Annotated in this window: 11 protein-coding genes and 1 pseudogene; 5 read left to right on the top strand and 7 right to left on the bottom strand. The window is 60.3% G+C overall.

The features are described 5' to 3' along the window. Nucleotides 1-35 precede the first annotated feature (35 nt). From J2Y56_RS05260 to J2Y56_RS05250, 3 genes are all read left to right on the top strand, one after another. Nucleotides 36-848 (top strand): cytochrome c biogenesis protein CcsA, encoded by an 813-nt coding sequence (locus tag J2Y56_RS05260; RefSeq protein ID WP_310349054.1) that lies wholly within the window; start codon nt 36-38, stop codon nt 846-848. A gap of 12 nt (nt 849-860) precedes the next feature. Then, the gene (locus J2Y56_RS05255; RefSeq protein ID WP_007944868.1) at nt 861-2,096 is read left to right on the top strand and encodes a transporter associated domain-containing protein; all 1,236 of its coding nucleotides are present in this window, start codon (nt 861-863) and stop codon (nt 2,094-2,096) included. Between the two features lie 161 nt (nt 2,097-2,257). Then, on the top strand, nt 2,258-3,574 hold the full coding sequence (locus J2Y56_RS05250; protein WP_310349052.1) for an MFS transporter: 1,317 nt from the start codon (nt 2,258-2,260) through the stop codon (nt 3,572-3,574). Nucleotides 3,575-3,680: 106 nt separating this feature from the next. Here J2Y56_RS05250 and purT read toward each other — a convergent pair whose 3' ends face one another. The 5 genes and pseudogenes from purT to J2Y56_RS05225 form a co-directional block, all read right to left on the bottom strand. Continuing rightward, nucleotides 3,681-4,862 carry a formate-dependent phosphoribosylglycinamide formyltransferase gene (gene purT, locus J2Y56_RS05245; protein ID WP_310349049.1) on the bottom strand — a complete coding sequence of 394 codons (1,182 nt, stop codon included), beginning with the start codon at nt 4,860-4,862 and terminating at the stop codon, nt 3,681-3,683. A gap of 99 nt (nt 4,863-4,961) precedes the next feature. Continuing rightward, nucleotides 4,962-5,424, bottom strand: a pseudogene (locus J2Y56_RS05240) (preQ0 transporter). A 216-nt stretch (nt 5,425-5,640) separates the two neighbouring features. Continuing rightward, a complete protein-coding gene (locus J2Y56_RS05235) occupies nt 5,641-5,856 on the bottom strand; it encodes a DUF1289 domain-containing protein (RefSeq protein WP_007944860.1) in 216 nt (71 codons plus the stop codon). Beyond that, complete coding sequence (locus tag J2Y56_RS05230) at nt 5,853-6,377, bottom strand: gamma carbonic anhydrase family protein (protein ID WP_007944857.1); 525 nt, start codon at nt 6,375-6,377, stop codon at nt 5,853-5,855. Before J2Y56_RS05230 ends, J2Y56_RS05235 begins: the two co-directional genes overlap by 4 nt. Before the next feature lie 63 nt (nt 6,378-6,440). Continuing rightward, entirely contained in the window at nt 6,441-7,040 is a 600-nt protein-coding gene (locus J2Y56_RS05225) for a CoA pyrophosphatase (RefSeq protein WP_007944856.1), read from the bottom strand. A gap of 146 nt (nt 7,041-7,186) precedes the next feature. Here J2Y56_RS05225 and J2Y56_RS05220 point away from each other — a divergent pair, with 146 nt between their 5' ends. After that, entirely contained in the window at nt 7,187-7,738 is a 552-nt protein-coding gene (locus J2Y56_RS05220; RefSeq protein WP_007944855.1) for an NUDIX hydrolase, read from the top strand. Between the two features lie 46 nt (nt 7,739-7,784). Further along, nucleotides 7,785-8,288 carry a murein L,D-transpeptidase family protein gene (locus tag J2Y56_RS05215; protein ID WP_007944854.1) on the top strand — a complete coding sequence of 168 codons (504 nt, stop codon included), beginning with the start codon at nt 7,785-7,787 and terminating at the stop codon, nt 8,286-8,288. 90 nt (nt 8,289-8,378) lie between these two features. Here J2Y56_RS05215 and J2Y56_RS05210 read toward each other — a convergent pair whose 3' ends face one another. Then, entirely contained in the window at nt 8,379-8,690 is a 312-nt protein-coding gene (locus J2Y56_RS05210) for a YqfO family protein (protein ID WP_310349047.1), read from the bottom strand. A 20-nt stretch (nt 8,691-8,710) separates the two neighbouring features. After that, on the bottom strand, nt 8,711-12,607 hold the full coding sequence (purL, locus tag J2Y56_RS05205) for a phosphoribosylformylglycinamidine synthase (protein WP_310349044.1): 3,897 nt from the start codon (nt 12,605-12,607) through the stop codon (nt 8,711-8,713). Nucleotides 12,608-12,673 lie beyond the last annotated feature (66 nt).

Raw genomic sequence — 12,673 nt, 5'->3', positions numbered from 1 at the left:
AACTCAGCCCCTTTCGGGCTTGCCTAACAGGATTTATGCTCCCCTTGTCACCCAGTTTGCTTACCACTCTCGCCGCCGCCTGCTTATATGCCGCTGCGACTCTTTATCAGGGCTCTCGTCTGGCCACCGGCGCCAAGGCGAACAAGCGCCTGCTGGTCACGCTCGGCGTATTGGCGGTCCTGGCTCACAGCGCCAGCCTGCTTACCCACCTGCTGACGCCGATCGGCCTGGGCCTGGATTTTTTCAGCGCCGCCAGCCTGATTGCCGCCGCGGTCATTGCCTTGACCTTGCTGGCCTGCTCGCGGATCCCGGTGGAAAACCTGCTGATATTGCTGTTCCCGCTGGGGGCCGCGACCGTGCTGCTGGCGCAGTTCGCGCCGGCCGGCACCGTACAGATCATCGACGAAGCACCGGGCATCCTCGCCCATATCCTGCTGTCGATCCTCGCCTACGGCATGTTCACCATTGCGGTGTTCCAGTCCTTGCTACTGCTGGTTCAAGACCATCAGCTCAAGCACAAACATCCGTCAGGGCTGATCAGGAATTTCCCGCCGCTGCAAACCATGGAAAGCCTGCTGTTCGGTTTCCTGTGGGCCGGCTGGACGCTGCTATCGTTGTCGTTGATCTCCGGCTGGTTGTTTGTCGACAACCTGTTCGCCCAGCACCTGGTGCATAAAACCTTGCTGGCGTGCCTGGCCTGGATTGTCTTCAGTGTGCTGCTGTGGGGCCGCAATCGCCTCGGCTGGCGCGGACACAAGGCAATTCGCTGGACTCTGGCTGGTTTCTGCCTGCTGATGCTGGCGTATTTCGGCAGCAAGCTGGTTCGTGAATACATCCTGCATATCTGACGGGCGGCATTAATGGACGACTTGCCCATAGGGCCGATGCTCGCGGTATTGGCCCTGCTGATTTTATGGTCGGGGCTGTTTACCGCCATCGAAGCAGCACAACAGCAGTTGCTGGCCCAGCGGACTGCCTCGCGTTCGAGCGACAAACCGGTGGCGAAGCTGAGCTTCCCGCTCAACAGCCTGATCTTCTGCAACACCCTGTGCCGTGCGCTGGTCATGGTCATCAGCACGTTGCTGGCGATTTTCACCTGGGCCGGGAACGGCCCATGGGTCGCCTGTCTCGGCGCTGGCGCCGCACTCCTGGTGTTCGCCGACTACCTGCCGCGCACACTCGCCTATCGCCACCCTGACGCGGTGCTGAACCTGGGCAACACCTTGCTCGGCGCGCCACTGAAAATCATCTACCCGGCCGCCTGGATGCTCAATGGCTTGAGCCAGTTGTTGATGCGACCGTTCGCTCGCAAAGTCAAAGTCGTGCAGCAGAGCGAAGACGAAGCGCCGACGGATCGGCACGAAGATCAGGACCATAGCGTCTGCCGCCCGCACCCGCTGTCCGGCATCCACGCGCTGGACAACATCACGGTCAACGACATTCTGGTGCCGCGCAGTGACGTCGACGGCATCAACCTCGACGACCCGATTGAAGAAATCATCGAGCAATTGCGCCACAACAAGCGCACGCGCCTGCCGGTGTTCCACAGCGACATCAACCAGGTCGAAGCGGTGCTCAACACCCGGCACATCCGTCATTTGCTGGCCGATGCCAGCCTGACGATGGAAGCGCTGATGGCGGCCAGCCATGACCCTTATTTCGTCCCGGAAAGCACCCCGCTGCAGCTGCAGCTGCTGAACTTCCACAAGCAGCAGCGGCGCTTGGGCATGGTGGTCGACGAGTACGGCGAAGTGCTGGGTATCGTGACCCTGGAGGACATTCTTGAAGAAATCGTCGGTGAGTTCGAAAGCCAGCACAGCCTGGACAACCCGCACATCCATCCTCAGGCCGATGGACGCCTGGTGATTGATGGTGCGGCGTCGATTCGCGACTTGAACAAGAGCCTGGGCTGGCACCTGCCCAGCGATGGTCCGAAAACCCTTAACGGATTGGTGACCGAAGCCCTTGAGACCATTCCGGACAGCGCGGTATGCCTGAAGATCGGGCGCTATCGCCTGGAAATTCTGGAGACCGAAGACAATCGCGTCACGCGGGTGCTGATCTGGCATACCAGTTCAGTTCCAGTCGTTATTTAATCCCCTTGTTGAATCGTTAGGCTCCTTCCTATAATCGGGGCGCTTACCCAAGCCCCGCCTCACTCCAGTGCTACCCGCACTCTGCAACAAAACCCACATCCCTGGGTGTTCGACCATAATAATTCGCTCCACTGGGGCACATGACTGTCAGGGATAACCGCATGACGACCAGCACGACTTATACCGAAACCACGTCCGCACAACCGACGAACTCCGCCACCCGGGTGGCCACCGCGAGTTTCATCGGCACCGCCATCGAGTTTTACGACTTCTACGTCTATGCCACCGCAGCAGCGTTGGTGATCGGGCCGGTGTTCTTTCCACAGACCTCCGGCACCGCGCAAATGTTGTCGGCGTTTCTCACCTTCGGTATCGCCTTTCTTGCGCGACCGCTGGGTTCTGCCCTGTTCGGCCACTTCGGTGATCGCATCGGGCGAAAATCAACACTCGTCGCTTCGCTGCTGCTGATGGGCGTCTGCACGACGCTGATCGGCGTGTTGCCGGGTTACGACAGCATTGGCGCCTGGGCGCCGATCCTGCTTTGCGTGCTGCGCTTCGGCCAAGGCTTGGGGCTGGGCGGTGAATGGGGCGGTGCGGCGCTGCTGGCCACGGAGAACGCGCCCAAAGGCAAACGCGCCTGGTTCGGCATGTTCCCGCAGCTGGGTCCTTCGATTGGCTTTCTGGCGGCAAACGGTCTGTTCCTGACCCTTGCAATGACGCTGAACGATGAACAATTCCGCTCATGGGGCTGGCGGATTCCATTCCTGCTCAGTGCCGTACTGGTGATGGTCGGGTTGTACGTGCGCCTCAAGCTCCACGAAACCCCGGTGTTCGCCAATGCCATGGCTCGCCAGGAACGGGTGAAAATCCCGCTGGTCGAGCTGTTCAGCCAATACTGGGCACCGATGCTGCTGGGCGCCGGCTCGATGGTGGTGTGCTATGCGCTGTTCTACATCTCGACGGTGTTTTCGCTGAGTTACGGCGTGTCGACCCTCGGCTACACCCGTGAAACCTTCCTCGCCTTACTGTGCTTCGCGGTGCTGTTCATGGCCGCCGCGACGCCACTGTCGGCGTGGGCCAGCGACCGTTACGGGCGCAAACCGGTGCTGATCATCGGTGGCGTGCTGGCGATTTTGTCCGGGTTCTTGATGGAACCGCTGCTGACCCAAGGTTCAACCTGGGGCGTGGCGCTGTTCCTGTGCATCGAATTGTTTCTGATGGGCGTGACGTTTGCGCCGATGGGTGCGTTGCTGCCTGAGCTGTTTCCGACTCACGTTCGCTATACCGGAGCCTCGGCGGCGTACAACCTGGGCGGGATCGTCGGGGCCTCGGCGGCGCCATTCTTCGCGCAGAAGCTGGTGGCGATGGGCGGTCTGAGTTATGTCGGCGGGTATGTGTCGGTGGCGGCGGTGTTGAGCTTGATTGCGGTGCTGTGCCTGAAGGAGACGCGTAACAACGATTTGAATCGGGTAACCTGATAGATCGCCATCGCGGGCAAGCCCGGCTCCCACAGGGAACGCATTCGGCCAGAAAGAATGCAATTCCTGTGGGAGCCGGACTTGCCCGCGATAGGCGCGACTCGGTTTACAGCTCTACCGCGACAGCCTGAGAAGCACGGGTGGCCTTGGCACGAGCCAATTCAATCGACTCATCCCGCGCCAATGCCACGCCCATCCGGCGCTGACCATTCACTTCTGGCTTGCCAAACAGACGCAACGCCGTGTCCGGCTCGCTCAACGCAGCCCCCAGGTTGGCGAAAGCGGTCTGGGTCGACTGCCCTTCCACCAGAATCACCGCTGAAGCCGAAGGGCCGAACTGACGGATCAGCGGAATCGGCAGGCCCAGAATCGCCCGTGCGTGCAGCGCGAACTGCGACAGGTCCTGGGAAATCAGGGTCACCAGGCCAGTGTCATGCGGGCGCGGCGAGACTTCGCTGAACCACACCTGATCGCCTTTGATGAACAACTCGACGCCAAACAGGCCACGACCGCCCAGCGCCTCGGTGACCGCTTTGGCCACACGCTCGGACTCAGCCAAAGCAACCGGGCTCATGGCTTGTGGCTGCCAGGATTCCTGATAGTCGCCCTTCTCCTGACGGTGACCGACCGGCGCGCAGAAGGTGGTACCGCCGACGTGACGCACGGTCAGCAGGGTGATTTCGTAGTCGAAGTCGATGAAACCTTCAACGATCACGCGACCTTTGCCGGCGCGGCCGCCTTCTTGCGCGTAGTCCCACGCGGTTTTGACGTCATCGGCGCTACGCAACAGGCTCTGGCCTTTGCCCGAGGAACTCATCACCGGCTTGACCACGCATGGGAAGCCGAGGTCTTCGACGGCTTTGCTGTAATCCTCGAAAGTATCGGCGAAATGGTACGGCGAGGTCGGCAGGTCCAGCTCTTCGGCGGCCAGGCGACGGATGCCTTCACGGTTCATGGTCAGCTGCGCGGCACGCGCGGTCGGAATCACGGTGAAGCCTTCGGCTTCCAGTTCGACCAGAGTGGCGGTCGCGATGGCTTCGATTTCCGGCACGATGAAGTGCGGCTTCTCGGCTTCGATCACCGCACGCAGGGCGGCGCCATCGAGCATATTAATCACGTGGCTGCGATGGGCGACCTGCATGGCCGGGGCGTCGGCATAACGATCCACGGCAATCACTTCAACGCCCAGGCGTTGCAGCTCGATTACCACTTCCTTGCCCAACTCACCACAGCCACACAGCAATACGCGGGTCGCGGTTGGCGACAATGGAGTTCCGATACGGGTCATCTCAGGTCCTCAAGAAGCGGATCATCGAGGGATGCAACGCCATGCGCGCTTCCCATGGGGAGAAAGCGCGGCATTTTACATGAACCGAAGGGTTTGGCTTCAGCTGACGAGGGCCTGTTTGCGCAAGCGCCAGGCCATGATCAGCCAAACAACGGTCACGCCAGCGAACTTCGAACCCATGGCTGTGAGGATCACACCGGGAGTAAACGCGTCGATCATGCCGAAAAAAATGAAGGTATCGAGGGGAATGCTCAGCGCCGAACTTATCCAAAGGCGATCGTGCAACGGGCGTTTGGTGATGCTGAACACCAGCCAGTCGATGCACTCGGACACCGCAAACGCCGTGGCGCTGGCCAATGCGATAGATGGATCGGAGGTGACGTAGGACAGCACCAGCGCGGCCAGCATTGCGGCGATGGCGCCGTGACCGAAGCGGATCTGCACCATGTCGCGCAGTACGAACACCAATCCACCCCAGGCCGACCAGATGATGTCAAGGTGCGGTGGAAAAGGCGTAGTTGATCAGCACGACGCTGCTGATGTAGGCGATCAGAAAGAACATGGGACGGGGGAATACCTGTCAATTTGGTGCATAGATTACTTCAGCCCCGCCCCAACCATCAAACCCGGACACGAACCCTGTAGCAGCTGCCGAAGGCTGCGTCCGGCTGCGCAGCAGTCGTAAACCCTGAGAACGCGATTTGACTGAATAACCGAAGTGCCTGATTTTGCGACTGCTGCGCAGCCGGACGCAGCCGGACGCAGGCTGCGCCAGCTGCTACAGGTCCGGGGTTTTGCCGATCATCCACAGCAACCCGCTGGATTTGGCCCGCTCATGACACAACCCCAACACCGCGCGGCGCTCTTCGTTGTTCATACGGCTCCAGCGCGTGATCTCTTCCACCGTCCGCTGACACCCGGTGCAAATGTCGTCGTCATCCAACGCGCAAATATTCACGCAGGGCGATGGCACCGGTCGTTCAGTGGCGCTCATTCTTCCTGCTCGACCAGATCACGGGCATAGCGCTGCGAGTTATGCACATAGTGGGCAGCGCTGGCCTCCAGCATCTTCTTCTGCTGCTCGGTCAGCTCACGCACCACTTTGCCTGGGGAACCCATGACTAGCGACCCATCGGGAATTTCCTTGCCTTCGCCAATCAGCGAATTGGCGCCGATGATGCAGTTTTTGCCAATTTTCGCGCCATTCAGAATGACCGCATTAATGCCGATCAAGCTGTAATCACCCACGGTGCAGCCATGCAGCATGGCGTTATGACCAATGGTCACGCCAGTGCCGATGGTCAGCGGGTAGCCCATGTCGGTGTGCATCACGGTACCGTCCTGGACATTGCTGTTCTTGCCGATCAGGATCAGTTCGTTGTCGCCCCGCAGTACGGCGTTGAACCAGACGTTGGCGCCCTCTTCCAGTTTGACCTTGCCCACCAGCACGGCATTGGGCGCGACCCAGCTCTGCGGATGGGTTTCGACGCGGGCATCGCCCAGGCGATATTTCATCTTGTTGTCCTCAAGGCCAGGCAGGCTCATACAAAGCACGGTTGACGCCATACGAACGATGGCTCAGGTGTTGATAAAACTCTTGGGCGGTTGATGCAGGCTGATTTTCGCGTCATAGAGCAAATTGATCAACTCGACGATCATAATCGCCGTCAAGCCCCAGATCTTGTATTCGCCATAACGGTAGCTCGGCACGTACCAGCTACGGCCCTGGTAATCGATGCGATGGGTGTGTTCGCGCGGGTCCTTGCGGAAGAATTCGAGCGGTACGCTGAAGACAGCAGCGATCTCGGCATCGTTGGCCCGATATTCGACAAAATCCGGAATCACCCCGACATAAGGCGTGACCTTGATGCCGTGCAGGGAGATCAGCGGGCTAAGCGGGCCGATCACTTCAACCAGGCCCGGTGGCAGGCCGATTTCTTCTTCGGCCTCACGTAGCGCGGTGAAAATCAGGTCGGGGTCCTCGGGGTCGCGACGACCACCGGGAAAGGCCACTTCACCGCCATGGGTCGAGAGCCCGCTGGCGCGCAGGGTCAGAACCAGTTCTGGTTCATCACTGCGAGTGATGGGCACCAGTACCGCAGCCTCTGGGAAACGCTTGTCGGTTTCCAGTGTGCGTGGAGTGTGGTTGCTTACTCGATGCAGTAGCTCGTCCAGCATGAGACTTCTCGATTTATTCTCTACTTTGCATCATGCACCAATCGAACCGACCGCCCAACCCCATAACCACTGCATGTCGCTAAACGACAACTTGCCGACAGACACCGCCGCACGCCAAGATAGGCGCAGCATTCAGGAACCCAAGCATGAAATTTTGCAGTCAGTGCGGCAACCCGGTGACCCAGCGTATTCCCGAAGGCGATTCGCGTCTGCGATTTGTCTGCGACAGCTGCCATACGATTCACTACCAGAACCCCAACATCGTCGCCGGTTGCGTCGCGACCTGGGGCTCGAAAGTGTTGCTGTGTCGGCGTGCCATCGAGCCACGGCTCGGTTACTGGACCCTGCCTGCCGGTTTCATGGAGAACGGTGAAACCATCGAGCAGGCGGCCATTCGCGAAACCGCCGAAGAAGCCTGTGCCCGGGTGCGCAACCTGAGTATCTATACATTGATCGACGTGCCGCACATCAGCCAGGTGCATGTATTCTTTCGCGCCGAGCTGGCAGACCTGGACTTTTGTGCCGGCCCCGAGAGCCTGGAAGTGCAGCTTTTCGAGGAAGCCGACATCCCTTGGTCCGACCTGGCTTTCCGCACAGTGGGCCGTACCCTAGAATGCTTCTTCGCTGACCGGCGGACCGAGGCCTACCCTGTGCGGTCCGAATCGATCCCGCCACTTGCTCAGCTTGCCATCACTTAAAACATCTATAACTAAAATAGCCGACACCTCTAGGGATATCGTTTCAATGCGCTGGTTGCTTGTCGTTTTATGCTTGTCGTTCGTTGCCATGTCACAGGCTTCCGTTGCGGAACCCCTGAATGGCAGAGTCATCGAAAAAATTCTGGTCCTGAAATCCGCTCACCAACTGCAATTGATCAATAATGGCAAGCCGCTCAAGACCTATCGCATATCCTTGGGCAAGCATCCCCAAGGCCCAAAACTGATGGAGGGTGACAAACGCACGCCAGAAGGTCTCTATTGGGTGGACTGGCGCAAGGTCAGCGATCGCTTCAACCTGGCAATGCACATCTCCTACCCGAACATCAGCGACTCTGCCCGTTCGCGCAGAGAGGGTGTCGATCCCGGTGGCATGATCATGATCCACGGAACGCCGGACACTGAGGAAAACCCTGAATCCCTGTTCCACACCCTGGACTGGACGGACGGCTGCATCGCCATGCGCAACATGGACATGCGCGAAGTCTGGAACCTGGTACCGGACGGCACGATGATCGAGATCCGCCCGTAACCCCATTCTGGCTGGATCCTTGTAATTCAGAGCAACAAAAAACCCGCTGAACGCGAATTCAGCGGGTTTTTCATTTCAGCGGCAAGAGAATCAAAAATCCTCCAACCGCCACACCTCGTAAGCCGGCGCCTCATAGGGATGGCTCTGCTTCAGAGCCACCACCACCGCCCGAATCAACTCATCGCTGACCACCAGCTCAACCTTCCATTCCTCAACCTGTTCGACCTGTCCCGCTTCACCAATGAACGGCTGACTGCCGTCCAACGGGCGAAACTGGCCGAGGCCGAGCACTTGCCAGGCGCATTGGTCGTAAGCGCCGATCCGTCCGCCACCAGCGGCGAATACGGCACTTTTGACTTGCTCCACATGACTGGCCGGAACAAAAAAGCTGAGCTTGTACACGACGCTTAGTTCACCCGCTTTTAGTTTACCCAGACCCGAGCGTTACGGAACATACGCATCCAAGGTGCGTCTTCGTTCCAGTCTTCCGAACGCCACGAGTTCTGCACGGCGCGGAACACACGTTCCGGGTGCGGCATCATGATCGTTACGCGACCGTCGCGGCTGGTCAAACCGGTGATCCCGCGCGGCGAGCCGTTCGGGTTGGCCGGGTATTTTTCGGTGACCTTGCCGTGGTTGTCGACGAAGCGCATTGCCACGCAGCCCGACAGATCGGCTTCCAGCAACGCTTCTTCGCTGGCGAATTCGGCATGGCCTTCACCGTGAGCGATGGCGATTGGCATGCGCGAACCGGCCATGCCTTGCAGGAAGATCGAGTTCGACTCCTGGACCTGAACCATGGCCACGCGCGCTTCGAACTGCTCGGAGCGGTTACGCACGAAGTGCGGCCAGAACTCGCTGCCCGGGATCAGCTCGTGCAGGTTGGACATCATCTGGCAACCGTTGCACACGCCGAGGGTGAAGCTGTCGTTGCGTTCGAAGAAGCCCTGGAACGCATCGCGAGCACGGCTATTGAACAGCGCGGACTTGGCCCAGCCTTCGCCGGCACCGAGTACGTCGCCGTAGGAGAAACCACCGCACGCCACCAGACCTTTGAACTCGTTCAGGTCGACACGGCCGGCCAGAATGTCGCTCATGTGCACGTCGATCGCATTGAAACCGGCGCGGTCGAACGCGGCCGCCATTTCCACCTGACCGTTGACGCCCTGCTCACGCAGAACGGCAACCTGTGGGCGGATGCCTTTTTTGATGTAAGGCGCGGCAACGTCCTGGTTGACGTCGAAGCTGAGCTTGACGCTCAGGCCCGGGTTGTCTTCTTCCAGCAGCACGTCGAACTCTTGTTCGGCGCAATCGGCGTTGTCACGCAGACGCTGGATCTGGTAGCTGGTTTCAGCCCACTGACGCTGCAGCAGACGACGCTGACCTTCGAACACGGTTTCGCCGTTGAAGGTGATGTTGATCTGACCGTTGTTCATCGGCTGACCGATCACCGACACGCACTCGCCCAAACCGGCAGCGCTGAACTGCGCGAGGATGTCCGGTGTGGAGTCCTGACGAACCTGAATCACGGCGCCCAGTTCTTCGTTGAACAGGATCGCAGCGATGTCGGCGGAGGTTTCTGCCAGACCGTCGAGGTTCAGGCTCAGACCGCAGTGGCCGGCGAAGGCCATTTCCACCACGCTGGTCAGCAGACCACCGTCGGAACGGTCGTGGTACGCCAGCAGGTGACCGTCGGCATTCAGGCCCTGGATCACCGCAAAGAAGGCTTTGAGGTCTTCGGAATCATCTACGTCCGGCGCTTGCGAGCCGAGCTTGCCGTGCACCTGTGCCAGGATCGAGGCGCCCATGCGGTTTTGACCACGGCCCAGATCGATCAGGATCAGGTCGGTGGTGCCCTTGTCCATGCGCAGTTCCGGGGTCAGGGTCTGACGGATGTCAGCCACTGGCGCGAAACCGGTCACGATCAGGGACATTGGCGAAGTCACGGTCTTGTCGACGCCTTCGTCGTTCCAGCGCGTGGCCATGGACATGGAGTCCTTGCCCACCGGAATGGTGATGCCAAGCTCAGGACACAGTTCCATGCCGACCGCTTTCACGGTGTCGTACAGGCGCGCGTCTTCACCCGGGTGACCGGCAGCGGACATCCAGTTCGCCGATAGTTTGATGTCGGAGATCTTATTGATGCGCGAAGCGGCGATGTTGGTCAGGGTTTCGCCGATAGCCATACGGCCCGACGCCGGAGCGTCCAGCAGCGCCAGCGGAGTGCGCTCGCCCATGGCCATGGCTTCACCGGTGTAGACGTCGAAGCTGGTGGCGGTGACGGCAACGTCGGCCACCGGAACCTGCCACGGGCCAACCATTTGGTCACGGGCCACGAGGCCGGTGATGGTGCGGTCGCCGATGGTGATCAGGAAGCTTTTGCTCGCCACGGCCGGGTGATGCAGAACGCGCTCGACGCAATCTGCAATTTCAAGCGTCGACGGATCGAAATCGTCGCCCAGTTCGTTTTCACGAACGGCCGAACGGTGCATGCGCGGGGCTTTGCCCAGCAGCACTTCCAGCGGCATGTCCACCGGGCTGTTGCCGAAGTGGCTGTCGGTGACCGTCAGTTGCGGTTCGGCAGTGGCTTCGCCGACCACGGCGAACGGGCAGCGCTCGCGCTCGCAGATCGCCTGGAAGCGTTCGAAGTCAGCCGGGCCGACCGCCAGAACATAGCGTTCCTGGGATTCGTTACTCCAGATTTCGTGCGGGGCCATGCCCGGCTCGTCGTTTGGAATGTTGCGCAGTTCGAAGCGGCCACCACGGTTGCCGTCGTTGACCAGTTCCGGGAAGGCGTTGGACAGACCGCCCGCGCCGACGTCGTGAATGAAGCTGATCGGGTTCTTGTCACCCAACTGCCAGCAACGGTCGATGACTTCCTGGCAGCGACGCTCCATCTCAGGGTTTTCGCGTTGTACCGAAGCGAAGTCCAGGTCAGCCGAGCTGGTGCCGGTGGCCATGGAGGAAGCCGCGCCGCCGCCCAGACCGATCAGCATCGCCGGGCCGCCGAGCACGATCAGCTTGGAGCCGACGGTGATCTCGCCTTTCTGTACGTGTTCGGCACGGATGTTACCCATGCCGCCGGCCAGCATGATCGGCTTGTGGTAACCACGAACTTCGTCGCCACGCGGGGTGGTGATCGACTGTTCGAAGGTACGGAAGTAGCCGGTCAGGGCTGGACGACCGAATTCGTTGTTGAACGCGGCACCACCCAGTGGGCCTTCGATCATGATGTCCAGCGCGGTCACGATGCGCTCAGGCTTGCCGTACGGCACTTCCCACGGCTGTTCGAAGCCCGGGATTTGCAGGTTGGATACGGTGAAACCGGTCAGGCCAGCCTTTGGCTTGGCGCCACGGCCGGTCGCGCCTTCGTCCCGGATCTCACCGCCACTGCCGGTGGATGCGCCCGGGAACGGGGCAATCGCGGTCGGGTGGTTGTGGGTTTCGACTTTCATCAGGATGTGCACCGGTTCCTGCACCGCGCGGTACTGGCGGGTTTCAGGGTCCGGGAAGAAACGACCGGCGACGTTACCGACGATCACCGAAGCGTTGTCCTTATAAGCCGACAAGACACCTTCGCTGTGCATCTGGTAGGTGTTCTTGATCATGCCGAACAGGCTTTTTTCCTGGCTCTGACCGTCGATGTCCCAACTGGCGTTGAAAATCTTGTGACGGCAGTGCTCGGAGTTCGCCTGGGCGAACATCATCAGTTCGATGTCGTGCGGGTTGCGCTTCAAGCCGACGAAGGCGTTGACCAGGTAGTCGATTTCGTCTTCGGCCAGGGCCAGGCCCAGCTCGGTGTTGGCTTTTTCCAGCGCGGCGCGACCGCCACCCAGCACGTCGATCGCAGTCAGCGGCTTGGGTTCGGCGTGGCTGAACAGGCCGGCGGCCTGTTCGAGGTTGGCCAGAACGATCTGCGTCATGCGATCGTGCAGTACGTCAGCGATAAGCTGTGCTTGGGCGTCGCTGAACTGGCCAGCCACGTAGAACGCGATGCCGCGCTCCAGGCGCTGGATCTTGCTCAGGCCACAGTTGCGGGCGATGTCACTCGCTTTACTGGACCACGGCGAGATGGTGCCGAAACGCGGCAACACCAGGAACAGACGACCGGTCGGCTCTTGTACCGGAACACTTGGGCCGTACTTCAGAAGGCGCGCGAGCACCTGCTGTTCGTCGCCGGTCAGGACGCCGGTAACTTCGGCGAAGTGAGCGAATTCAGCATACAAGCCGCTGACAGCCGGGACCTTCTGGCTCAGTTGCTCAAGGAGTTTGCTGTGGCGAAAGGCAGAAAGGGCAGGAGCGCCGCGCAGGATCAACATCTTCGGGACAGCCTCGGGAGGGGTGTGCTTTGAGGCCGTGCATTCTAGCCTAAACCGCCCGCGACA

This window comes from Pseudomonas sp. BE134 (genome assembly GCF_031456105.1).
In the GTDB taxonomy this organism is placed as follows: Bacteria; Pseudomonadota; Gammaproteobacteria; order Pseudomonadales; family Pseudomonadaceae; genus Aquipseudomonas.
Note: the sequence above shows the minus strand (reverse complement) of the source record. Positions and strands in the feature narration are given on the sequence as shown.